This is a genomic window from Puia sp. (genome assembly GCF_035546395.1).
Taxonomy (GTDB): domain Bacteria; phylum Bacteroidota; class Bacteroidia; order Chitinophagales; family Chitinophagaceae; genus Puia.
Genome location: NZ_DASZXR010000012.1, coordinates 1 through 21,613, shown reverse-complemented (window position 1 = coordinate 21,613; position 21,613 = coordinate 1). Strand labels below are relative to the sequence as shown.

Annotated in this window: 22 protein-coding genes; 6 read left to right on the top strand and 16 right to left on the bottom strand. The window is 55.6% G+C overall.

Going from position 1 to position 21,613, the window contains the following annotated elements; translation table 11 throughout:
* Positions 1 to 2: 2 nt before the first annotated feature.
* From VHE34_RS12030 to VHE34_RS11995, 8 genes are all read right to left on the bottom strand, one after another.
* Entirely contained in the window at positions 3 to 503 is a 501-nt protein-coding gene (locus VHE34_RS12030) for an NAD(P)H-dependent oxidoreductase subunit E (protein WP_325588143.1), read from the bottom strand.
* Positions 504 to 513: 10 nt separating this feature from the next.
* Positions 514 to 1,740: an NADH-quinone oxidoreductase subunit D gene (locus VHE34_RS12025; RefSeq protein ID WP_325588141.1), complete on the bottom strand. Its 1,227-nt coding sequence runs from the start codon at positions 1,738 to 1,740 to the stop codon at positions 514 to 516.
* Positions 1,741 to 1,770: 30 nt separating this feature from the next.
* On the bottom strand, positions 1,771 to 2,295 hold the full coding sequence (locus VHE34_RS12020) for an NADH-quinone oxidoreductase subunit C (RefSeq protein ID WP_325588139.1): 525 nt from the start codon (positions 2,293 to 2,295) through the stop codon (positions 1,771 to 1,773).
* Between the two features lie 5 nt (positions 2,296 to 2,300).
* Positions 2,301 to 2,891 carry an NADH-quinone oxidoreductase subunit B gene (locus VHE34_RS12015; protein WP_325588137.1) on the bottom strand — a complete coding sequence of 197 codons (591 nt, stop codon included), beginning with the start codon at positions 2,889 to 2,891 and terminating at the stop codon, positions 2,301 to 2,303.
* 38 nt (positions 2,892 to 2,929) lie between these two features.
* Entirely contained in the window at positions 2,930 to 3,331 is a 402-nt protein-coding gene (locus tag VHE34_RS12010; RefSeq protein ID WP_325588135.1) for an NADH-quinone oxidoreductase subunit A, read from the bottom strand.
* Positions 3,332 to 3,461: 130 nt separating this feature from the next.
* On the bottom strand, positions 3,462 to 5,177 hold the full coding sequence (locus tag VHE34_RS12005) for a tetratricopeptide repeat protein (protein WP_325588133.1): 1,716 nt from the start codon (positions 5,175 to 5,177) through the stop codon (positions 3,462 to 3,464).
* A gap of 43 nt (positions 5,178 to 5,220) precedes the next feature.
* On the bottom strand, positions 5,221 to 6,141 hold the full coding sequence (locus VHE34_RS12000; protein WP_325588131.1) for a substrate-binding domain-containing protein: 921 nt from the start codon (positions 6,139 to 6,141) through the stop codon (positions 5,221 to 5,223).
* A 2-nt stretch (positions 6,142 to 6,143) separates the two neighbouring features.
* Positions 6,144 to 6,386, bottom strand: coding sequence for a hypothetical protein (locus VHE34_RS11995; protein ID WP_325588129.1), 243 nt, complete (start codon positions 6,384 to 6,386; stop codon positions 6,144 to 6,146).
* Between the two features lie 151 nt (positions 6,387 to 6,537).
* Here VHE34_RS11995 and VHE34_RS11990 point away from each other — a divergent pair, with 151 nt between their 5' ends.
* The 3 genes from VHE34_RS11990 to VHE34_RS11980 are packed head-to-tail and all read left to right on the top strand — an operon-like array spanning position 6,538 to position 9,943.
* Entirely contained in the window at positions 6,538 to 7,011 is a 474-nt protein-coding gene (locus tag VHE34_RS11990; RefSeq protein ID WP_325588127.1) for a low molecular weight protein-tyrosine-phosphatase, read from the top strand.
* Complete coding sequence (hisS, locus tag VHE34_RS11985; RefSeq protein ID WP_325588125.1) at positions 7,008 to 8,363, top strand: histidine--tRNA ligase; 1,356 nt, start codon at positions 7,008 to 7,010, stop codon at positions 8,361 to 8,363. The genes VHE34_RS11990 and hisS overlap by 4 nt, the downstream gene beginning before the upstream one ends.
* Before the next feature lie 2 nt (positions 8,364 to 8,365).
* Positions 8,366 to 9,943: a DUF4836 family protein gene (locus VHE34_RS11980; RefSeq protein WP_325588123.1), complete on the top strand. Its 1,578-nt coding sequence runs from the start codon at positions 8,366 to 8,368 to the stop codon at positions 9,941 to 9,943.
* A 2-nt stretch (positions 9,944 to 9,945) separates the two neighbouring features.
* Here VHE34_RS11980 and VHE34_RS11975 read toward each other — a convergent pair whose 3' ends face one another.
* From VHE34_RS11975 to VHE34_RS11965, 3 genes are read right to left on the bottom strand one after another with little or no spacing between them, the layout of a single operon-like run.
* The gene (locus tag VHE34_RS11975) at positions 9,946 to 10,299 is read right to left on the bottom strand and encodes a hypothetical protein (RefSeq protein ID WP_325588121.1); all 354 of its coding nucleotides are present in this window, start codon (positions 10,297 to 10,299) and stop codon (positions 9,946 to 9,948) included.
* Positions 10,300 to 10,344: 45 nt separating this feature from the next.
* Positions 10,345 to 10,929 carry a Crp/Fnr family transcriptional regulator gene (locus VHE34_RS11970; protein ID WP_325588119.1) on the bottom strand — a complete coding sequence of 195 codons (585 nt, stop codon included), beginning with the start codon at positions 10,927 to 10,929 and terminating at the stop codon, positions 10,345 to 10,347.
* Positions 10,926 to 13,325 carry an ABC transporter permease gene (locus tag VHE34_RS11965; protein WP_325588117.1) on the bottom strand — a complete coding sequence of 800 codons (2,400 nt, stop codon included), beginning with the start codon at positions 13,323 to 13,325 and terminating at the stop codon, positions 10,926 to 10,928. Before VHE34_RS11965 ends, VHE34_RS11970 begins: the two co-directional genes overlap by 4 nt.
* A gap of 86 nt (positions 13,326 to 13,411) precedes the next feature.
* On the opposite strand from VHE34_RS11965, the gene VHE34_RS11960 reads away from it, so the two are divergent.
* Positions 13,412 to 14,863, top strand: coding sequence for a molybdopterin-dependent oxidoreductase (locus VHE34_RS11960; protein WP_325588115.1), 1,452 nt, complete (start codon positions 13,412 to 13,414; stop codon positions 14,861 to 14,863).
* Positions 14,864 to 15,031: 168 nt separating this feature from the next.
* A complete protein-coding gene (locus tag VHE34_RS11955; protein ID WP_325588113.1) occupies positions 15,032 to 16,471 on the top strand; it encodes an ATP-binding protein in 1,440 nt (479 codons plus the stop codon).
* Positions 16,472 to 16,498: 27 nt separating this feature from the next.
* On the opposite strand, the gene VHE34_RS11950 is transcribed toward VHE34_RS11955, so the two are convergent.
* From VHE34_RS11950 to VHE34_RS11930, 5 genes are all read right to left on the bottom strand, one after another.
* Positions 16,499 to 16,909, bottom strand: coding sequence for a hypothetical protein (locus VHE34_RS11950; RefSeq protein ID WP_325588111.1), 411 nt, complete (start codon positions 16,907 to 16,909; stop codon positions 16,499 to 16,501).
* A 6-nt stretch (positions 16,910 to 16,915) separates the two neighbouring features.
* Complete coding sequence (locus tag VHE34_RS11945; protein WP_325588107.1) at positions 16,916 to 17,500, bottom strand: hypothetical protein; 585 nt, start codon at positions 17,498 to 17,500, stop codon at positions 16,916 to 16,918.
* Between the two features lie 8 nt (positions 17,501 to 17,508).
* Positions 17,509 to 18,708 (bottom strand): acetyl-CoA C-acyltransferase, encoded by a 1,200-nt coding sequence (locus VHE34_RS11940; protein ID WP_325588105.1) that lies wholly within the window; start codon positions 18,706 to 18,708, stop codon positions 17,509 to 17,511.
* A gap of 108 nt (positions 18,709 to 18,816) precedes the next feature.
* On the bottom strand, positions 18,817 to 20,184 hold the full coding sequence (locus tag VHE34_RS11935; RefSeq protein WP_325588103.1) for a HAMP domain-containing sensor histidine kinase: 1,368 nt from the start codon (positions 20,182 to 20,184) through the stop codon (positions 18,817 to 18,819).
* The gene (locus VHE34_RS11930; protein WP_325588101.1) at positions 20,181 to 20,936 is read right to left on the bottom strand and encodes a response regulator transcription factor; all 756 of its coding nucleotides are present in this window, start codon (positions 20,934 to 20,936) and stop codon (positions 20,181 to 20,183) included. Before VHE34_RS11930 ends, VHE34_RS11935 begins: the two co-directional genes overlap by 4 nt.
* A 203-nt stretch (positions 20,937 to 21,139) precedes the next feature.
* Here VHE34_RS11930 and VHE34_RS11925 point away from each other — a divergent pair, with 203 nt between their 5' ends.
* Complete coding sequence (locus VHE34_RS11925) at positions 21,140 to 21,601, top strand: hypothetical protein (RefSeq protein WP_325588099.1); 462 nt, start codon at positions 21,140 to 21,142, stop codon at positions 21,599 to 21,601.
* Positions 21,602 to 21,613 lie beyond the last annotated feature (12 nt).

The window sequence follows — 21,613 nt, the reverse complement described above, 5'->3', positions numbered from 1 at the left end:
TATTAGTTATTTGCCGCTGCAGTCCGCCGGCATTCTTCGATAATTTGATCCACCTTCTCCGGCGTCAGATGTTCCCGGAAATTCTTCCCGAGTTGCATCATCGGCGCATATCCGCAAGCCCCCAGGCACTCCACCGTCTTCAAAGAAAAAAGCCCGTCCGGCGTCGTCTCACCGACGCCAATACCCAGCTTTTTTTGGATATAGCCGATGATGTCGTCGCTGCCCTTCAACATACAAGGCCCCGTCTGGCACACCTCGAACATATACCTTCCCACCGGCTTCAGGTTATACATCGAATAGAAGGTAGCCACCTCATACACCTCGATCGGCTCGATCTTGAGGATCGTCGCCACATAGTCCATCGTCTCGACACTCAGCCACCCGCCAAACTCTTCTTGCGCCAGGTGTAGGATCGGCAACAACGCACTCTTCTGCTTTCCCGCCGGATACCGGGCAATGATGGCATCCACCTTCTTTAACTTCTCGTCTGAAAATTTTACCATATTTAGAACATTAGGCATCCATCTCCCCTGCAATCAGGTTCAACGAACTCATAACAATAATAGCATCGCTCAACATCGCCCCCTTCGTCAGCTCCGAATACGCCTGGTAATAAATAAAGCAGGGCCGCCGGAAATGCAGCCGGTACGGAGTCCGCCCGCCATCAGAGATCAGGTAAAAACCCAACTCCCCATTTCCCCCCTCGACCGCCTGGTAAACTTCCCCCGGCGGAATATCGGTCTCACCCATCACGATCTTGAAATGCCAGATCAGCGCCTCCATCTTTGTATATACATCGGATTTAGCCGGCAGATAGTATTCCGGCGCATCGGCATGATACACCTCCGCCTCCGCCCCCTTCATATCCTGTATCTTGCGATAAGCCTGCTCAATAATGCGCAGCGACTGCCACATCTCGCCGTTACGCACTAAAAACCGGTCGTAACAATCCCCCGTCGAACCCACCGGAATATCAAAACTAAAGTCTTCATAAGACGAATACGGCGTATGCACCCGCACATCATAGTCCACACCCGCGGCCCGCAAATTGGGTCCGGTGAACCCGTAGTTGAGCGCCCGCTCGGCCGAGATCGGCCCCGCCCCAATCGTCCGCTCCATAAAGATCCGGTTCCGGTTGAACAGGTTCTCGAACTCCTTCAACACCGCCGGATACTCGGCCATGAATTTCTCCAGCTTCTCCCAGGCCGCGGCAGTAAAATTCCGCTCGAACCCGCCGATCCGACCCATGTTCGTCGTCAGCCGGCTACCGCAAACCTCCTCGTAAATTTCATAGATCAACTCACGGTATTGCATAACGTACAGGAAGCCCGTAAATGCGCCCGAGTCCACCCCCACAACGGAATTGCAGATAAGATGGTCGGAGATCCGCGACAGCTCCATGATGATCACCCGCAGGTAATCCACGCGCTTCGGCGTCTTCACCCCCAACAGCTTCTCACAGGTGAGATGCCATCCCATATTGTTTATCGGCGAGGAACAATAGTTCAACCGGTCGGTCAGCGTGGTTATCTGGTACAAAGGCCGCCGTTCAGCCAGTTTCTCGAACGCCCGGTGAATATACCCTACCGTTTGCTCCGCCGACACGATCCGCTCCCCGTCCAGCTCCAGGATATTCTGAAACACCCCATGCGTCGCCGGGTGCGTCGGCCCAAGGTTCAGCGTGGTCGTCGTCTTCTCGATACTGCCTTCGCGTAACTTTATGTGTTGCTCTGTGCTCATGTGTTCACTTTTTAAATGGTCCCCGACAAGTCAGACCGTCGCCGGCAACGGCCCGCGCCCGAACATAGAATCATCTTTGTCAATACGCGTCTGATCCTCCAGCGGGAACTCCTTCCTCAAAGGAAAATATTCCATCTCGTCGACGTTCAGGATGCGCTTCAGGTTCGGATGCCCGACAAAGTTAACCCCAAAGAAATCGTAGGTCTCCCGCTCCATCCAGTTGGCCGAGGAATACAGCTGCGTAGCCGTAAAGACATCAGGCTGCTCGCTCGATGTAAAAACCTTGAAGCGCAACCGGATATTGTCCGTAAGATTATGCAGGTGATAAACGACCGCCAACTCCCGCCCCTTCTGATCGGGATAGTGCACCGCCGTCAGATCGGTCAGGAACTGGAAACGCAACTCCTCGTCGTCAAAAAGGAATTGCATGACTTTTAAGTTGAGGTCCTTGGGCGCCTCGAAGGTCAGTAAGCCATACGGCTCTTCAAAGTGGGAAAGCTGCTCTCCAAATTTCGTAATAAGCCGATCCTTGATCGTTTCGTTGGTTAATGCCATAAGTTTTATTGAATACCATAACTCTGCAAAAGACCCTTGTACTGATCACTGTTCCGCCGGCGAATACTCTCCTGCCCCACCAGATCCTGGATACGCATAAACCCGTCGAGAATGGCTTCCGGCCGGGGAGGACAACCCGGGACATAGACGTCCACCGGGACCACCTGGTCGATCCCCTGCAATACCGAATAGGTGTCGAAGATACCCCCGCTGCTCGCACAAGCCCCAACGGCCATCACCCAACGCGGCTCGGCCATCTGCAGGTATACCTGCTTCACCACCGGCCCCATCTTTTTAGCAATGGTCCCCATCACCATCAGCAGATCGCACTGCCGGGGAGAGAAACCCAGCCGCTCCGCCCCGAATCGAGCCAGGTCGTAGTGGCTCGCCATCGTCGCCATGAACTCGATACCGCAGCAGGAAGTCGCAAAAGGCATGGGCCAAAGAGAATTCTTGCGCGCCAGCCCCACGACATCACTCAATTTCGTCGTGAAAAAACCTTCGCCCGTATAACCCTCGGGCATATTGGCAAGGCTGATATTGTCTTTGATATCAGCTTGGATGGGATGAATATTGAACCTTACCGGACGTGCCATATAACCAAATGTTTTAATGTTAAAACCTCACGAAGCAATCAATCCTCCCAGGACAACGCTCCTTTCTTAATGATATATATAAAGCCTGCAAGAAAAAAGCCAACGAACATCAATACCTCCCCAAAACCGCTCCACCCCAGTCCGCGGAAATTTACCGCATAGGGGTAGAAAAAGATCACTTCCACGTCGAAGAGCACGAACAGGATCGCGATCAAAAAATATTTAACCGCCATCGGCTGCCGGGCATTGCCGACCGCCTCGATCCCGCTTTCAAAGTTCTGGAGTTTTTCGGCAGTCTTCCGCTTGGGGCCCAGCAGATGGGTAACGCCAAGGACTGCCCCGACAAAGCCAAGAGCGAACAAAAGTTGGACACCGATCGGGAAATAACTGGTAGAATTATTCAGACTGGGAGTTGCGACCTGAAGTAGGGTGATGTCCATATTGAAGATTATAGGATTTCACCGGCAAAAATAAGCCAGCATTCCGGATTTCCAACAAAAAATGAAGCCGGCGCGAAATTAAAAATCGCGCCGGTCCCCTTATAGTCAACTAATTATTGTATTTATACAACTACTTCGCGCCGCTCCTCCTGGCGCCCCCCGCAGGTCTGGCCGGCTGCTTGACCGGCCGGTTGATGATAGCCTTGAATTTTCCCGGAGTCGGATCGCTCGGGTCGATGGCCGCCCACTGATCCAGGTAGAAGGTCGCAGTCTCCTTATCCTTCTTCACGTTGTTATACCAACCCGCCAACACGGAATAAGACTCTATAGCATATCTTTTGTACTTGACGGAATCAGGGCTGTTAGCCGCCTTGGCCGTGGAATCCAGGCTCCGGGCAATCGCTGCCAGCTTCTGATACGGCTCCAGCGGTAACCCCTTCGACCACAGGGAATCATCCAACGCGACAGCAGAGTTCTTACACCACAGGTAACCGAAAAAGCTATTCGGATACTTGGACTCATAAACCCCACAGAAAATGCTGTCGGCAGCCTGGTAATTACCCGCCGAATAATTCGCAAAACCCCAGTTGTAGATATCGCTCTCGCTGGGATTGTCGATATAAGGAAAAGCAACTCCCTGCCAATACGCGTAAGCGCCCTTCGCCCCGGCAGCCTTGGCGTCATCGGAAGCCTCCTTGATGATGCGCAGCTTTTCCTTCCTCGCCGTATCCATTGCGATCGCCTTGTTATAGGCATCGATCGCCGCCACACTGTCCTCATGGAAATGCGTCAGCACCTTACCCTTGAACTCATAATCGGCCGCCACCAACGCATCCGGCTTCTGTTTCTGGAAATAGAGGTTCAGATTATCCTTCGCCGCCATCGTGTCTTTCTTCGCATCGTAGGAATAAGCCAGCAACAAATAATATTTGGGATACACCTTATCGCCCTGCGTCTGAATGGCGGTCTTTGCAGCGGCAATGGCCTCGTCATATTTCTTGTCGACGAACAGCAGGGACGCAACGGCATAATCCGTCTCCGCACTCGGATCGGATACGGCCCGGTATTTATTCAGCTCTTCGGTCGCCTTGGTGGCATCCCCATGTTCAAAATAATGGTTGAACAACGCATAGTAGGCCGGCCCGTAGTTCGGGTCTATCTGCACCGCATCCTGGTAGGCCGGCAGATAGAACTCCACGTTCTTCTGCGTCTCATAGATCTTCCCGATCTTATACTTCGCCTCCGCCAGCTTCGGGTCCAGCGCCAGCGCCTTCTGATAGGACTGCACCGCGTTGCCGCCGTCGATCAGCTTCCGGTACGCATCGCCCATCAACAGATACGTCTCCGCATTGTTGAAGTTCTTCACCTGCGTCGCCTGGGTCAGTTTCTCGATGGCATATTGCGCATCCCCGTTGCGGGCATCGATATTATTGTCGGCAACCGCATTCAGCACATTGATATCCTTCCCCTTCGTCAGGCTGATCGCCGTCTCGAAACGCTGCCTGGCATCCTGGGTCTTCCCCATCCGCAGCTCGACACCCCCCATCCCGGCCAGCAGCATCGGCGCATTGCCGTTCGTCTGCAGGGCCTTGGAGTACAGGTCACCAGCCGCCGTCGAGTCGTGGTCGGCCAATAGGGTCTGCCCCTTCCAGTAGATCGCGTCTATATTGTTGGGATTGCCTGCCAGTATCTTGTCAAACACATCGTTAGCACTCTTGTAACGCTGATAATAGAGGAACTTCTTCCCCTGCTCCACCGTCTGAGCAAATGCACCATTGCAGAGACCTGCAACGCCTGCTACGAAGATTAAACTGATTCGTAAGCTGATTCGCATCTTGTTCTTCATTACGTAGTCGTTTGTTTTATAAGTGTGTAAATTTATACAAAAATCACTTACCCATCTGTACATCTTCGATCTGGAAATTCATCCTCGCCGGCCACAGATACGCCTTGCTAAAGATCAGCTGTCCGCGTTCATACTGCAGAAAATTGGTGAAATTGTTCCCGATCCCACTAAAATCCTCCTTCAGAATAAAATACAAACTTCGAACCAGGGGGTATCTTTTCAATGCAATATTTGCCTGATACGGCTTGACATAGGTCGGACCCAGGCAGGATGTACACCGGACCGCCGCTACGATCACATTCTTATTAAAGCTCGTATCACCCGGATCGTTCAGATCCGCCACCCAGCTCGCCCCGACAAAACCCACCGCGCGGGGATTATTTGCCACATAATTGATCACCTCCTCGCTGTTCCGCGCCGCCGTCACATTCTTCCCCAACGCCTTCCCCTTCAGGATAGAGTCCTTGGCATACCGCACCGTACTCGTCGCCGACACCCCGTCCATCACCGGCTGGTGATTCGTATCTTCCCCGCTCAGCATGGCCTGCAGGTCCTTTATCTCGAAGATCGAGTCCTTCGAGCGCTTGTTCACGATCACCGCGACCGCGTCATAAGCCAGCACCCCGAACAACGGCCGGATATGGAAGGAGTCATTGTAGAAATTACCCTCTTCGGGAGTCAGGCCACGGGTGACCAGGATCAGCCTCGTCGTGTCCGTGGACAGATCCCGCAGGCATTGCGCCTCCGGGCGATAATGTGCAACAATATGCGCATTGGGGAAAGAAGATTCGAAAACCTTGATCTGGGAGTCGATCACCGGCCGGAACGACTCATCCACGCTGATTTGTATCGTACCGCTGGTGGGCGTCTCCTGCGGGGTCTTGGGCTGCTTGTTACCACATCCGCTCAACACACCACAAATAACAACGCCGGTCAGAATGCCTTTACCAATACCGAGTCCCATAGTCAATGATAGTAATTTTTCTGCCTCCCGCGATAGACGCGGAATCCGCCGTACAGCAGGAATAATCCTCCTAAGGAATATCGCAGCGTGTTGTCGAGATCCAGCGTCAACCCGATCTTCGGCGCTATCAGCAGAACGATCCCGATGCAAAAGATGATAACCCCCATTCCATAATCCAATATGGCCCGCCTCATCTCATACGCCCTTTTCCGGGTCTTGTCCTGTTCCGGATGCTCGTTTGCCATTTTTAACTAATTTATGCTGGTTACGCCTCCCGACGCCCCCAGGCCGGGCAAATTAAGCAAATAACCTTAAAAACAACTACCTACGTCATTAAAATAGATGCATTGCCGTCGCCATTCCATAAACTCGCTCGCCCTCCGTACCTTTGCCGCCATGGAAAAAACACCTCCGTCGTCGTTTCTCATGGTCTGCCTCGGCAACATCTGCCGCAGCCCCCTGGCGGAAGGCATCCTGCAGGAAAAAGCCCGGGCCGCCGGCCTGGAATGGATCGTCGAGAGCGCCGGCACCAACGGCTATCACACCGGCGAAGCCCCACATCATTTGTCCCAAAAAGTGGCGCGACACAACGGCATCGACATCAGCCGCCAACGCTCCCGCCGCTTCACTGCCGCTGATTTTCAAAGATTTGACAAAATATATGCCATGGCAGGCGACGTCGTCGACGAGATGCGCCGCATCGCGGGCCGCCAGTTCGACCCATCAAAGGTCGAACTCCTGATGAACGAGGTCGACCCCGGCCAGGACCAGGACGTCCCGGACCCCTGGTACGGCCCCGAACCCGGCTACCACGAAGTATATAAAATGATCGACATCGCCGCCGATCACATCATCGCAAAATACAAATGAGCAAAAATAAGCCCAGCCTCCCGCAAGGCACCCGCGACTTTGACCCTACCACCGTCCGCAAACGCCGCTATATCTTCGACACCATCCGGACCGTCTTCGAGCTCTATGGCTATCAACCCCTCGAAACCCCCGCGATGGAAAACCTCGAAACCCTCATGGGCAAATACGGCGAAGAGGGAGATAAGTTGATCTTCAAGATCCTCAACAACGGCCTCGCCGACCCAAAAAATGTCGAAAAGTCAAAAGCCGCCTTCGAAAAGGCCCTCGCCGGAAAGAACGACAAGGAACTCACCGAACGAGCCCTCCGCTATGACCTGACCATCCCCTTCGCCCGGTTCGTCGCCATGAACCACGCCACCCTCACCTTCCCCTTCCGCCGCTACCAGATGCAGCCCGTATGGCGGGCCGACCGGCCGCAACGCGGCCGCTACCGCGAATTCTATCAGTGCGACGCCGACGTCGTCGGCAGCTACTCCCTGCTCAACGAAGTCGAACTCGCCTCCATCTACCACACCGCCTTCCAAAATTTGAACATCCCCGTCGAGATCCGCATCAACAACCGCAAGATCCTCGCGGCCCTCGCCGAGATCTGCGGCGGCGCCGATAAGATGGTCGATATCACCGTCGCCATCGACAAGCTGGACAAAATAGGGATCGAAAAAGTAAAGGCCGAACTGATCGACCGCGGCCTCAACCTCGATCAAGTCCTCGTCATCGAAAAATACCTGGCCGTCAGCGGCTCCAACGAAGAAAAGCTCACCACCCTCAAAACCCTCTTCGGCAACAACGAAACCGGCGTCAAAGGCATCACTGAGCTCGAAACGATCCTCACCTACCCCGGCGCCCCGGAGCTAACGGTCGACCTTACCCTCGCCCGCGGCCTCAACTATTACACCGGCACCATCTTCGAAGTCAAAGCCATCGGCGTCGAAATGGGCAGCATCGGCGGCGGCGGCCGCTACGACGATCTCACCGGCACCTTCGGCGTCCCCGGCATCCCCGGCGTCGGCGTCAGCTTCGGCGTCGACCGCATCTACGACGTCCTCGAAGAATTGAAAGCCTTCCCAAAAGACATCGACACCTCCATCGAATATCTCTTCTTCAACCTCGGCGAAGCCGAAGCAAAGGCCGCCTTCGGCCTCATACAGCAGCTCCGCGCCAAAGGCCGCTCCGCCGAACTCTACCACGAGACGGCCAAATTCGACAAACAATTCAAATACGCAGATAAGAAAGGGGCCCATTATGCCGTTATACTCGGCAGCGAAGAGCTGAGCACGCGGACGGTCAAACGAAAATTGCTGTCCACCGGCCAGCAGGAAACACTTACGTTCGAACAACTATTAAACCCCTAACCATGAAATTCCGCCTCGTTCTCCTCGCCTTCCTATGCAGCATCACCCTTACCCAGGCCCAGACCCCTTCTGAAAACCCGCTGTTCCGCCATATCCCCGCCGACGCAGACCGCATCTTCCATATCAACTATCTGGCCATCAGCAGCAAGATGGACTGGCAGGCCATCGCCTCCGTCATGCCTCCCAGCCAGGAAAACAAGCAGATGCTCGCCTTCGTCAACGACCCGGCCTTCGCAGGCATCGACCCCCACCCGGGCGTCGTTATCTCCGAAACGAATATTCTCGGCCCCGACAGCGCCCACTATACCACGATCCTCGTGGGTCTCACCGATTCGGCAAAATTCCTCCAACTCCTGAAAGGCCGGCAGAAGAGCAACTTCACCATCCTCCCCGGCAAGCCCCGCATCGGCAAGGATGGGAACAACACCGTCTGGTGCTGGTCCGACAAGCTCGTCGCCAGCGTCGTCGTCAAAGCCCCGAAAGGTACAACGCCCTCCGAGGCCACACGCCACCGCTACTTTCTGACCGCCGTCCACAAATGCCAGGCCGCGCTGAAAGGCTCCGATACCAACCCCTTTATCACTAACCCTGCCTTTTACAAGGGCTTCTCCGATGACGGCGACGTCCATATCTGGAGCCAGTACGGCTCCGGCTTCGGCATGATGGCCGACGCGATGCGCATGTCAAAAGCGCCGGTAGACAAAAACTTCCTGAAAGTGGCCGAGCAGGTGAAACACAGCCGCTCCCACACCCTCAGCACCCTTCGATTTGACAACGGGGCCATCCGCTTCCGCGTCCACGTGTTCTATGACTCGAGCTATAACTTCGATTTCGCCGGCCGCCCGCTGAACCCGGAGCTCATCGAGCACCTCCCCCAGGGTAATCTCCTCGGAATGGCCGCCATCCATATCGATCTCAACGCCCTCCTCAACCTGGCCCAAACCCAGTCGAAGGGAACGTATATCCACACCCTCGATTCCATGCTCGGGAAGAAGCAGCTGACGACAAACGATCTCGTTGCCGCCTTTAAAGGCGATCTCGTCCTGGCCATGATCGACAGCGGCAAAACGATCCCCGCTACGGATACCTCTGGTATTAAACCGGGGAAACCCGATCTATACGTGGTCGTGACGGTAAAAGACCCGGCCGCATTCACAAAGGTCCTCGACGCCTTGCAAAAGAAAGACTCCGCCGGTATCAAAAAGAAGGATAGCCGTACCCTCCGCAATAACATCTTTGTGCTGGGCCCCACCCAGCAGGCCACCGACGACTATTTCGATAAGCCCGGCCGCGGTCCCAGCCCCCTGGTGTCGGAAGAGTTCCGCTCCTCCCCCATCGCCGTAGCCATCGATATAAAGGCGATCAGCGCCTATATGGCGCCCGTCTTCAACGCCCCCAACGTCTCGGCCAAGAACAAACAGGCGCAGATGATCCTCAGCCTCTTCGACCAGGTGCTCTTCGCCACCGCAAAGACTCACGACCGCGAAATGGAGACCCTGTTCGAGATCAAAATGACTGACAGCCGTCAGAACAGCCTGACAACCATCAGCCAGTTGATCAAATCCGCGGGTAAGAAGTAGCGTCAGTGCGCCGGCACCTCCTCTAAATGGTGATACACGGGCAATCCGCGTTCCATCGCGATCCGCACATCCTGGTCGGCCCCCTTCGAGGCCCCCTCGATGCGATAGACCGCGTCGCATTTCTCCAACAAGTGGTGCGCTACGGGGTATTGAATCGATTCCCAAACCGCATCGCCAATGGACTGCGACCCCGCCAGTTGCATCAGCGGCAGCGCCACCCACTCACCTATCATCGGCAAATGGCCCCGATGCCAGACGGCCAATGCCGCGGCCTCCAGCCGGTCCAGGTTCTGCCGCATCAGAACAGGATCGTCACCCGTACCGCTACGATACGGCCCCGCAATAAGTACAATCATAAAATGAGTTTTGGGCAAAGAACGCGCAGTCCAAAATGACAAATCTTAAACTATCTTAATTTTCTTCCGGATAGCACTCAAAAACTCCGGCGTAATACCCAGGTACGACGCGATCTGCTTCTGCGTCACCTGCGCCGCTATCAGCGGATACCTCTCCACGAACCGCCGGTACCGCTCCTCCGCCGGCAGCGAAAGGTTGTCGATAGCCCGCAGCTGTTCGCGCGTATACGCATTCTGCATCAGGATACGAAACCACCGTTCGAACTTCGGCGACCGGCTCAGCAGTTCATCCAATTGCTTCCTGCTCAGTTGAAAAACAGTACTCGCCTCCAACGCCTCGATCTCCATCATCGCCTTGCGCCTGTTCAAAAAGCAATACATATCCGTCACCCACCAGTCCGCCGGCGCGAACATAATGGTCGACTCGCGCCCCCGGTCATCCCGGCAAAACGCCCGCAACGTCCCCGAATGCACATAATAAAAATAGTTGCAGGCCTGCCCCTCCTTCAGCAACAAAGCCTTCCGCGCCAGCCGCCGGGACTTCAACAGCGAAATAAAATACTCCGTCTCCTCCGCATCCAGCTCCACATGCCGGCCGACATTCAGCAATATAGATTCAAAATCGATCATTCACTGCGTAGTGCATCGATAGGATTGGCCCGCGCCGCCCGCAGCACCTGGAAACTCACCGTCGCCAGCGCGATCCCCACCGCCATCAGCCCCACCACCGCGAACATCCACCATTGGATGTCGATATGATAGGCAAAATCCGCCAGCCACCGGTTCATCCCCCACCAGGCCAACGGCACGGCGATCAAAATAGCCAGCATCACCATCGACAAAAATCCCCTCGCCAGCATCCCCGCCAATTCGCCCACACTCGCGCCAAGCACCTTCCGGATGCCGATCTCCTTTGTTCGGTTCGCCGCCGCTATCGCGCTCAGCCCAAACAATCCCATACAGGCGATCAGGATCGCAAATCCGCCGGCCCATTCCATCGCATGCTGGGCCCGCAGATCGGCCTCATAGCGCTGCCGGAGGGAGTCGTCCAGGAAACCGTACGAAAAGGGATAATTATGCGTCGCCCGCTTCCACTCCTTCTCGAACGCGTTGATCGTCGCGGCCACATTCCCGCCCCTGATCCTGAACAGCAGATCGGCATAGTAGGCGCTCAGCCGGTGCTGCTCGGGTTCGATCTTCTTACTCAGGCTCTCGAAATTATAGTCCTTCACTATCCCGATGATCGTCCCCCTCAGCGCCTTATTATAGACACCCAATTGCGCATCCTTTCCCAGCAGCCGCATCATCTCCTCGTTCACCACGCAGGGCCGCGTCGCAACGGCCGTATCGGTTGGAAAATCCCGGGAGAACGTCCTGCCGGCGACAAGCTTCAGCTTCAGCAGCTCGAAATAGTTGTAGTCCACCTGCATCATCTGGTACCATTCCTGTTTTCCGTCAATGATGATCCCATTGCGATTGTGGGATCCCGTCGGCCCGCCATTCATGGCGCTATAGGCGATGACATCGGGCCTGGATTGGGCAAAAGCATACATCTGTTCTTTGGTATCGTGGATGAAGTCCCTGTCCCATGAGGGATTGTGGATGATCAGCACCTGGTTCTTATCGAACCCCAGGTCCTTGTTCATGACATAGCTCAGCTGCCGGCTGATGATATACGCCGCGGCCATCAGCACCACGCAACAAGTAAACTGCACGACCACCAATACACGGCTGAACCGGGGGTTGATCCGAACGCTCGAAAAGCTTTTCATGACCGATAAGGGCTTCAGCCGGGAGATCAGCAGGGCAGGATAGTATCCGGCGAGGATGGCCAGCACGGCGGCCAGGACCACCGCCGCCAGCGTCACATCGATCCACGATAAAGAAGAAAACTTGACTCCGCTGCCGATCGCCACGTGAAGCAGGGGCATCGCGATCCAGGACAACAGCAGGCCGAAACCCACCGCCAGACCCACCACCAGCTGCGTCTCCAGCCAGGATTGCAGGATGATCGCTCCCCTGCCCGCACCCATCACCTTCCGTACACCCACCTCCTGGCTACGCGACGCGGCATTCGAAACCGTTACGAGCAAATAGTTGAGGGAGGCCAGTAACAGGATCACCCCGACAAGGCAAAGCAGCTGGTAGATCATTTTCGCGTTGGCATAGTGGCCCCAGCCCTGCGCCTCGCTGTAATGACACTCCGCCAACGGCCGCAACATCCAATGATAGCTGGCGCGCACCGGCGCAGGCTCCGCCTTGTACCATACCGTGTCCATATAAGGCCCGATATAGGTCCGAACCCAGCTATTCATCTTTTTTTCAAAGGCGGGCCGGTCCACCCCGGGCTTTAATTGCACCATCAGCAGATCGTTCATCCGGTTGAAGCCATCCTTTATATCCTCCTGGTAATCGGCGCCCATCACCGGCAAGACCAGGCCGAACTGAATGCTCGAGTTGGCCGGCGCATCTGCCGCGACGCCCGTGACCCGGTAAAGCCGGCCCGGCTCATTCGTAAGGTGGATCGCCTGACCCACGGGGTCCTGCTCCCCAAAATATTTTTTAGCCACCGTGGCCGACAGCACCACATTCTCCGGCGCGGCCAGCGCCGTCCGCACATCCCCTTTCAACAGCGGAAAAGTAAAAAGCTGGAAGAAATTCGCATCGGCCCGAACCACCTCTTTCTCCTCGTAGACATTATCGCCCGCCTTCACGAGTTCCCGCCCCCCGGCCTGAAACCGGTTGACGGCCGCCACTTCCGGAAAGTTTCGTTGCAGGTCGGGCCCCGCAACCAACGGAAAGGCCAGCTGGCTCTTTTCGGAACCGTCGCGGAAGGTGCTCATCTCACAGCGAAAGAGCCGGTCCTTGTTGACATGGAAAGTGTCGAAGCTCTGCTCCCACCGGACATGGTAGAAGAGAAGCAGGCAAAAGGCGACGGAAATCGAAAGACCGAAAAGATTGATGATGCCGATCGTCCTGTTGCGCAGGAGATTGCGCCAGGCGACGAGAAGGTAATTTCGCAGCATAAGGCTGTAGATAAACGATAAATTGTGATACTCTTGTGATATCGTAATATAGGCAAATTCTCGAGGATTACGCTAAATTTGATCCCGTGAAAAAGCTCGTCCCAAAACACCCGCTGGCCATCCGCTGGATGCACTGGATCAATTTCCCGGTCCTCTTCGCCATGATCTGGAGCGGCCTGCTGATCTATTGGGCCAATGACGTATACAAGGTCAGGGTAGGGCACGATATCCTCTACACCTTCTTTCCCAACGGTTTCTATAAGACGCTGAACCTCTCCCACCGGCTGGCCGAAGGCATGGCCTTTCACTTTGTGTTCATGTGGATCTTTTTTGTTAACGGGACCGTATACGTGCTGTACACCCTCTTTTCCGGCGAGTGGCGCCACCTCTTCCCCAACAAGCGCTCATTTAAAGAAGGCTGGCAGGTGCTGTTGCACGATCTCCACATCCGCAAAACCATCCCGCCCCAAGGCAAGTTCAACGGCGCCCAGCGGATCGCCTATACGGGGATCATTGTCATGGGATTCTTTTCCGTCCTCACCGGCCTTGCGATCTATAAGCCTGTGCAATTGGGATGGTTGGCGGCTTGTTTCGGCGGCTATGCCACCGCCCGGATCATCCATTTTATCCTGACGCTGGGCTATTGCCTCTTTTTCGTGATCCATGTCGTCCAGGTCATTCTCGCCGGCTGGAACAATTTCAGGGCCATGGTCACCGGTTGGGAGGTGGTGGATTTCCCGCACAAACCCGAAGCGCCTGTCCCAGCGCCCGCCCCGTCCGCTTCCCCAAAGGTTCCCGCCCGGCCCATCCAAAAACAGATCAACCGCCGAACATTTATCAGCTTTTCGGCATTCGCCCTCCTCGGCGTAGCCGCCTGGAAAACCTGGTTCGGAATAAAAGACGCCCCGCAAAGCGATGGCGTCCAAAAGCCCCTCCGCAAGCTCCTCAATACCGACGAAAAGATCTTCAAACCCACGCTAAGCGACAATCACCTCGCCAAAACTTACCCCACCAACCAGGCCGCCCGAAATGTCCGCGTCAATAGCAACGTCGGCACCCGTCCCCAGGGCTTCGATCCCGCGGCCTGGCGCCTGCAGGTCCAAACCCAGGACAAGGGCCTGCTCTCCATCAGCATCGACGAGTTAAAGGCCCTCCCCAAAACGGAATATGCGTTCGAATTCAAATGCATCGAGGGTTGGAGCCAAATATCCTGGTGGGGCGGCGTCCGGTTCAGCGATTTCATAAATCATTATGGTCTCCAAAAGGAAGCCGCTCTCGAATATGTCGGCATGAGCACCCCCGACGATCAATACTACATCGGCATCGACCGCACCAGCGCCCTCCACCCCCAAACCATCCTCGCCTACGAAATGACCGGTCAGCCCCTGCCCGTCAACCACGGCGCGCCCCTCCGCCTCATCATCCCCGTCAAGTACGGCGTCAAAAACCTCAAACGCATCGGCAAGATCCACTTCAGCAACGACCGCCCCCGCGATTATTGGTTCGAACGCGGGTACGACTACTACTGCGGGCTGTAACGCCACGCGGCAGGCAGATCGATGGGCTCAGGGCCATCCCATGAGTTTGCGCGATTAAAAATTATATCTCGCCAAAATTGACTATTTTTACTAGAAATGGCGAGATATAAAAATTATACCTGGCCATACTTGAATATAATTTTTAATATTTAGAGACTAAGAAAGATTATGGATCAAGTAATTGGCAGGATAGAGGAAAAGAAAATCTTAGATCAAAAGCTTAGTACAAATGATCCAGAACTGATAGCCGTATTTGGTCGTAGACGGGTAGGAAAGACCTACCTTGTCCGAACGTACCTGAAAGACAAAATAGTATTTGAATTGACAGGCATCCACGGAGCAAGGCTGCCTGATCAACTCAAAAATTTCAGCCTGGCACTAGGCCGGTCACTGAAAAGTACAACCCCAATCGCTACAGCCCCGGGCTGGCTTCAGGCATTTAATGATCTCGACATCTACCTGCTCGATAATCTGGACCCAAATGTGCCGGCTGTCTTGTTTTTTGATGAGTTCCCATGGCTGCATAGTCCCCGCTCCAATTTTCTTCGGGCTTTTGACCACTGGTGGAATAGTTCCGGAACTAAACGATCCAACCTGAAGGTAGTGATTTGCGGATCTGCGGCGTCCTGGATGATAGAGAAGATCCTCAATGATCGGGGTGGATTGCATAATCGGGTTACCCAAACCATACGGCTGCTACCTTTTACGCTGGCGGAGACAGATGCGTATTTGAAATATCGGGGCGTCATCCTCGATCATTACCAGACGCTACAGCTTTATATGGCCATAGGAGGAATACCCTATTACCTTCAGCATATTTTACCGGGAGAAAGCGCCGCACAGACTATCGATCGCCTGTGTTTTGCTGCCAATGGCTTATTGCGAACAGAATTTCAGAATATCTTCGCATCCTTGTTCGTCAAAGCGGAGCAACACGAGAAGATCGTAAGGACGCTGGCGAAAAAAGCCGGCGGAATGACTCGGGACGAGATTATCAAAGAGGCCGGGTTTACGACTGGCGGCGGCATAACCAAAACTTTGAAGGAACTAACAGAATCAGGCTTCATTTCAAATTACGTTCCCTTCGGAAAGTCCAGTAATGAGAATATCTATAAGCTGTCGGATGAATACTCGTTGTTTTATCAAAAGTTTATCGAAAATGCAAAAGCGACGGGTAGTGGGACCTGGCTCCGGCATATCAATACCCAGTCATATATAAGTTGGAGTGGATTTTCTTTTGAATCGGTTTGCCTCAAGCATAGCCGGCCGATTAAAATCGCGCTGGGGATCGCCGACGTGCTCTCGGAGGAATCGGTCTGGCGTTATCTGCCCCCAAAAGGAAGCACAGAAAAGGGAGCCCAAATTGACCTGCTCTTCGATCGGCAAGACCGAACGATCAATCTGTGTGAAATGAAATTTACCGGCGAAGAGTTCATTATCGATAAGAGATATGCCGGTGATCTCGATAACAAGGTGAATGTCTTTCGACGCCAGACCCGGACGAAGAAAACAATATTTCTCACCCTGATCACGACCTATGGTGTTAGAAAGAACGAATACTACACCGGCCGTGTATTGAGAGAGGTCACAATGGAAAGCTTGTTTTAAGGATTGCTCACGCATATCCATATTCGATCATCCTGTTGGCCAGCTCCCGCTCCCGCGGCGATTGCCGTAGGAATTATACCCGCGATCATACCCGCTAAAAGAATATCCATCCGGATCACCCATTCCATCATATCCCACCACCTGGAACTGAATTCCGCTTACCTGCGCCATGGACCAGACGCTATCCCCGACCCGAATCTCCTCGGGGCTAATAACCACGTCCGTTTCCGAGACATCGATGACGTCGACATTCCCCTTGGACCGGAAGGCGCCGACGAGCAGCACGATTATCGCCAGCCCAAAAAGCCAGAAACCGTATCGCCGGTAAGCGTCGACACACATCAGGACCATGGCGAGGAAGAGTAGACCACCGCCGGCCCAGGCGACCCGGGCATTGGGGTTTTTATTCCCCTCGATTATTTTGGTTTGAAATTGCATGCAGGCCTAAGCATACCCATACTTCCGCTTGAATTCCTCCAACTCCACCCCCGACAAATGTTGAAAAAGATACGTCTGCCGCCCCCGGTTCCGCTCGACAAAAGGGATCCGCGCACGGTAAAACGCGTCAAACACCAGCCCCAGCTGCTGCACATGCGCCTTACTCTCCAGGTAAAACCCCACCGACACCTTCCCACTCCCGGACTCGAACGACAGTTCGTTGGTCATCCCATCGGAATTACTCCCCGACACCATCGCCCCATCGTTGACATAAAGCCCGTTATAGGCCTCGACATTAAAGTTCAGATTACGGACCATCCGCAAGGGATAGAAGACGGCTCCCACGGTGATGCCTTCGAGGCTCACCACCAGTTCGTCCGGCGAAAGCCCGTAATTACGCACATCGCCCCGGGCGATCAACGCGCCCAGCACAACAACCGCAATGCCAGCCCCGAAAACATAAGGATAATAATCTTGAATGGGAGGAATGAAATACACCGGTAGGGCGCAGGCGGCGATGAACAATCCCGCATAGGCCACATAAGCCCGCTTATTCCGCCGCCGGGTAACAAGTCTTGTCCGAAATTCCATGACCTAATTTACAAATTCTCGTAGACAATCGCCGCCCCCTGGCCCACCCCCACACACATCGTCGCCAACCCGTAGCGCACGGCCGGCCGCCGCCCCATCTCATGCACCAGCGTCGTCGATATCCGCACCCCGCTGCACCCCAACGGATGGCCAATGGCGATCGACCCGCCATTCACATTCACAACTGAAGGATCAAGCCCCAGCTCCTGCATACAAACCAGCGCCTGCACGGCAAAGGCCTCATTCAGTTCCACCAACCCAACATCGCCCGCCGAGAGGCCCGCCCTCGCCAACGCCTTTCGCGTCGCCGGGATCGGCCCAACACCCATGATCGCAGGATCCACACCCGCCACCCCCATGCTCACCACCCGCGCCCGCGGCCTCAGCCCAAACCGCTTCACCGCGGATTCGGACGCCAGCAGCATCGCCGCCGCGCCGTCATTGATCCCCGCCGAATTCCCCGCCGTCACCGACCCGTCTTTCACAAACGCAGGCCGCAACGCCGCCATCTTCTCCAGCGAACTCCGCCGCGGCGGCTCGTCGGCCGAAAAATAGATCTTCTCCTGTTTGCCGCCCAGGATCTCCACCGGCGCGATCTCATCCGTCCACTTCCCCGCCGCCAAAGCCGCAAAATATTTTTCCTGAGAGCCAAGTCCAAAAGCATCCTGCGCCTCGCGCGACACCTTCCACTGCCGGGCCACATTCTCCGCCGTTTCGCCCATCGAGAACGGATGGTGCATCTCGGCCATCCGCCTGTTTACAAACCGCCAGCCGATCGTCGAATCAAACACCTCCGGCTGCCGGCTGAACGCAGAAGACGATTTCGCCATCACAAAGGGCGCGCGGGTCATGCTCTCCACGCCGCCCGCGATAAAGACATCGCCATCCCCACAAGCTATCGCCCGCGCCGCATCCATTATCGCCTGCAGACCCGAGGCACAAAGCCGGTTCACCGTATTACCCGGCACCGTCACCGGCAATCCCGCCAGCAAGGCCGCCATCCGCGCCACATTGCGGTTGTCTTCTCCTGCCTGGTTCGCATCGCCCGCGATCACATCCTCGATCGCCGCGACATCCACGCCGGGATTACGCTGGAGCAACGCCTTTATTACATGGGCCAACAGGTCATCAGGACGGATGGAGCTCAAAGCGCCCCCGTATTTGCCTATCGGCGTCCTTACACTATCGATAACATAAACAGGATTCATATTCCAATTTTGCGGAGGCAAGGTACAAAATTACCACCTTCCGGGTATTGTCTCCAGGGTCTCGTTCAGAAATAGTCCCTTGTCGAATACCCTTAATCCAAGCCGCGCCTATCGATCTCTGTGGGACCCTTCCGCCCGGAAGGGTCTCCGGGGATCACTAAGCCCCATCCTCACCGTAAACACATTCCGTCCATCGCCCACCGCCACTGCAAATCCATATCCATGCAGTTGCAATATCTTCCGTACAATGGCCAACCCGATCGCCGGCCGCGCAGGCCGCATCGCATCCGGATCGTTGATCCACCGCACCAGTTCCTCCGCCAAAGGCGCCCCCGTATTGGCAATCGTAAACACCAGCTCCTCCGCCGAAGAGTCCAATCGCACAACAATCCCACCACCAGGCCCCTCCACCGTATAAGCCAACGCATTCACCACCAGGTTCTGCACCACCCGCTCCATCATCGACACGTCGGCAAAGATCCAGCTCCCATCCATTCCGTTAACAAGGTTGATCCGTCGGGAAGGATCCGTCGCACGCAACACCTCCTGCATCATCTCCGAGAACACAAAAGGCTCCCGGTGCGCCTCGAAGCTCGCCGACTCCATCTTCGATAGCTCGAACAGCTGGTTCACCATCTGGTCCACCTGTCGCAGTTTCGTCACCACCAGCTCGCCATACGCCCGCTCGTCGGCAGGCCCCAGCTCCCCCTTCCTCATCACTAAGGTCTCCGCATATCCCCGGGCGATGGCCAGCGGGGTCCGGAGATCGTGGGAAATGTTGATCATAAAATCCCGCCGTTCCTTCTCCGAAGCCGTTATCCGCCGGATATTATCCGCCTCCCGCATGCGCTGGATATACAGGACCGTGATCAACAGGGAAACGGCCAGCAAAAAGGACACCGAACCCAGCACCATCGGCGTGATCCGGCTATTGAACAACATCTGCGAAACGCTGCGAAATTGATGGCTCCCCAGGATCACGTAGATATACCCCAACCGCAGCGGAGCGGCATACTTACCAGTGTCCTCCGCTTCCCTCCACACATCCGCCGCCGAAAAGATCTTCCACCGCTCGGGATCCCGCGGATCCAAATCCACAATATGTTTCTTCCCGTTCGCCTTCAAATAGCGAATGATCGGCTCCAGCGGCACCTGCCACTCTTTTATCTCCCCCCGTTTTCCATTGAAATACATCACCCGCCCCGTCGTATCGAGAAAGTACACCTCCGCACTCGGACTGATCACCATCGCATCATAAAACACCGAATCCGCCTTGCGCCGGTCGAACCCCTCCCGGCCGTACGGACTCGTAAACCGGGCGATATGCCCCGCCACATCCTTGTTCAGCAACTGCGTACTCGCCTCGAAGAAATTCGTGATCGCCAGGTAAGTGATGCCCGTGAAAAGCATCCCGAGCACTAAAATGAGCAGGAAGACGACCCCATAGGCCCGCCGGAAAAGAGGAAGGCGTTTCATTCCGCAAACCGGTAACCGGCTCCCCAGGTGGTTAGAATATATTCAGGCTTATTCAGCACCGGCTCAATCTTTATCCGCAGCCTGTTAATATGCGACGTCACCGTATGTTCATACTCGGCGAACGCAAAACCCCAGATCATCTCCAGCAATTCGTGCCTTGAGAACGTCTTGCCCGGGTGATCCGCCAACAGCCACAACAGATCGAACTCCTTCGGCGTCAGCTCCAGCCGCTCGCCGCGCATCGTCACCTTCCGTTTTTTCCGGTCGATCACCAGGTCCCGATACCGAATGATCCCGTCCCCAGCCGCATCCGCCGGTCCGGCAGCCGCTCCCAAGCCTGCCGGCCCCGAGCCAGAACCCGTCGAATCCGCACCCGCCGCAGCCCCCACCGGCCGCCGCCGCAACAAAGCCCGTACCCGCGCCAGCAGCTCCGCCACCCCAAACGGCTTGGTCATATAGTCGTCGGCCCCCGCCTCCAACGCCCCCACCTTGTCCGATTCATCGGACAAAGCACTGAGCATCAATACCGGGGTCCAATTTTGAAGGGCCCGGACGCGACGGCAAAGATCCACCCCGTTGCCGTCCGGCAACAGGATATCCAGGATGATCACGTCAAAAGTCCCGGTGCCCAAAGCCGCCAGCGCCGCCGCCCCCCGGTCACAAACCGTCACCCGGTAGTCCGGGGCACGCAAATGCAAATGGATCAACTTCGCAATGGCCGGATCATCTTCCACGAGGAGCAAATGATTCATAGGCTACAAATGTAGGTATCTTGGGCGTCTCCCGCCGCCGCTGTCTAATTTGACTGCGGTGTCCCTTCCGCGGCGTGCCTTTTCTTTGCTTCAAAAACCCGTAGCCCAAAGTAGGCCCCCGAACAGTACCGATTGCTTCGCAATCTCATAGGGCCTATGATGGCCCTTCGGGCACCGGCGCCGTGCGCCGTTTTGCCAACCCCATGCCCGGTTTCAAAAAACCCCGCATCCACTTTCGTCTGGTCGAACGCTCCGACGCAGCCTACATCAGCCGCTGGCTCGCCGAGTCCCTCCAACAAACACCAAAATGGGAACAACAGTTCCTGAAGCTCCTGTTGCAGGAATGGCACGACAGCGAAAAACTCACCCGCCAAACCAGCTGGATGGCCCTCGCAGGCACACAAAGACTGTTCTTCCTCGAAATTGCCGGCCATGACGAGATCTTCCTCACCGCCCCCAAAGGCGTCCTCGACCACCGCGAAAGCGCGCTGGCCGCCTGGCAACGATCCATCGCCCACCTCCGCCACCTCGGCACCCTGACCAGCCTCCGCGTATCGATCGACCGCACCCGTCATATCGAATGCGAATGCCTCCTCGAATTAGGCTTCACCGAGATCACCTCCAACGGCTTCCACAACCAACGCAGCTTCCTGCTGACCTTTTAGGCGGCCCCGCGC

What these genes read in the sequence shown, in the direction of transcription:
- VHE34_RS11990 (WP_325588127.1), top strand. Translation starts at nt 6,538, where the DNA reads ATGGAAAAAACACCTCCGTCGTCGTTTCTCATGGTCTGCCTCGGCAAC.
- VHE34_RS11975 (WP_325588121.1), bottom strand. Translation starts at nt 10,299, where the DNA reads ATGATTGTACTTATTGCGGGGCCGTATCGTAGCGGTACGGGTGACGAT.
- VHE34_RS11945 (WP_325588107.1), bottom strand. Translation starts at nt 17,500, where the DNA reads ATGGAATTTCGGACAAGACTTGTTACCCGGCGGCGGAATAAGCGGGCT.
- VHE34_RS12005 (WP_325588133.1), bottom strand. Translation starts at nt 5,177, where the DNA reads ATGAAGAACAAGATGCGAATCAGCTTACGAATCAGTTTAATCTTCGTA.
- VHE34_RS12020 (WP_325588139.1), bottom strand. Translation starts at nt 2,295, where the DNA reads ATGGCATTAACCAACGAAACGATCAAGGATCGGCTTATTACGAAATTT.
- hisS (WP_325588125.1), top strand. Translation starts at nt 7,008, where the DNA reads ATGAGCAAAAATAAGCCCAGCCTCCCGCAAGGCACCCGCGACTTTGAC.
- VHE34_RS11980 (WP_325588123.1), top strand. Translation starts at nt 8,366, where the DNA reads ATGAAATTCCGCCTCGTTCTCCTCGCCTTCCTATGCAGCATCACCCTT.
- VHE34_RS11930 (WP_325588101.1), bottom strand. Translation starts at nt 20,936, where the DNA reads ATGAATCATTTGCTCCTCGTGGAAGATGATCCGGCCATTGCGAAGTTG.
- VHE34_RS11955 (WP_325588113.1), top strand. Translation starts at nt 15,032, where the DNA reads ATGGATCAAGTAATTGGCAGGATAGAGGAAAAGAAAATCTTAGATCAA.
- VHE34_RS12000 (WP_325588131.1), bottom strand. Translation starts at nt 6,141, where the DNA reads ATGGGACTCGGTATTGGTAAAGGCATTCTGACCGGCGTTGTTATTTGT.
- VHE34_RS11950 (WP_325588111.1), bottom strand. Translation starts at nt 16,909, where the DNA reads ATGCAATTTCAAACCAAAATAATCGAGGGGAATAAAAACCCCAATGCC.
- VHE34_RS11970 (WP_325588119.1), bottom strand. Translation starts at nt 10,929, where the DNA reads ATGATCGATTTTGAATCTATATTGCTGAATGTCGGCCGGCATGTGGAG.
- VHE34_RS11965 (WP_325588117.1), bottom strand. Translation starts at nt 13,325, where the DNA reads ATGCTGCGAAATTACCTTCTCGTCGCCTGGCGCAATCTCCTGCGCAAC.
- VHE34_RS11995 (WP_325588129.1), bottom strand. Translation starts at nt 6,386, where the DNA reads ATGGCAAACGAGCATCCGGAACAGGACAAGACCCGGAAAAGGGCGTAT.
- VHE34_RS12025 (WP_325588141.1), bottom strand. Translation starts at nt 1,740, where the DNA reads ATGAGCACAGAGCAACACATAAAGTTACGCGAAGGCAGTATCGAGAAG.
- VHE34_RS12010 (WP_325588135.1), bottom strand. Translation starts at nt 3,331, where the DNA reads ATGGACATCACCCTACTTCAGGTCGCAACTCCCAGTCTGAATAATTCT.
- VHE34_RS11925 (WP_325588099.1), top strand. Translation starts at nt 21,140, where the DNA reads ATGCCCGGTTTCAAAAAACCCCGCATCCACTTTCGTCTGGTCGAACGC.
- VHE34_RS12015 (WP_325588137.1), bottom strand. Translation starts at nt 2,891, where the DNA reads ATGGCACGTCCGGTAAGGTTCAATATTCATCCCATCCAAGCTGATATC.
- VHE34_RS11940 (WP_325588105.1), bottom strand. Translation starts at nt 18,708, where the DNA reads ATGAATCCTGTTTATGTTATCGATAGTGTAAGGACGCCGATAGGCAAA.
- VHE34_RS11935 (WP_325588103.1), bottom strand. Translation starts at nt 20,184, where the DNA reads ATGAAACGCCTTCCTCTTTTCCGGCGGGCCTATGGGGTCGTCTTCCTG.
- VHE34_RS12030 (WP_325588143.1), bottom strand. Translation starts at nt 503, where the DNA reads ATGGTAAAATTTTCAGACGAGAAGTTAAAGAAGGTGGATGCCATCATT.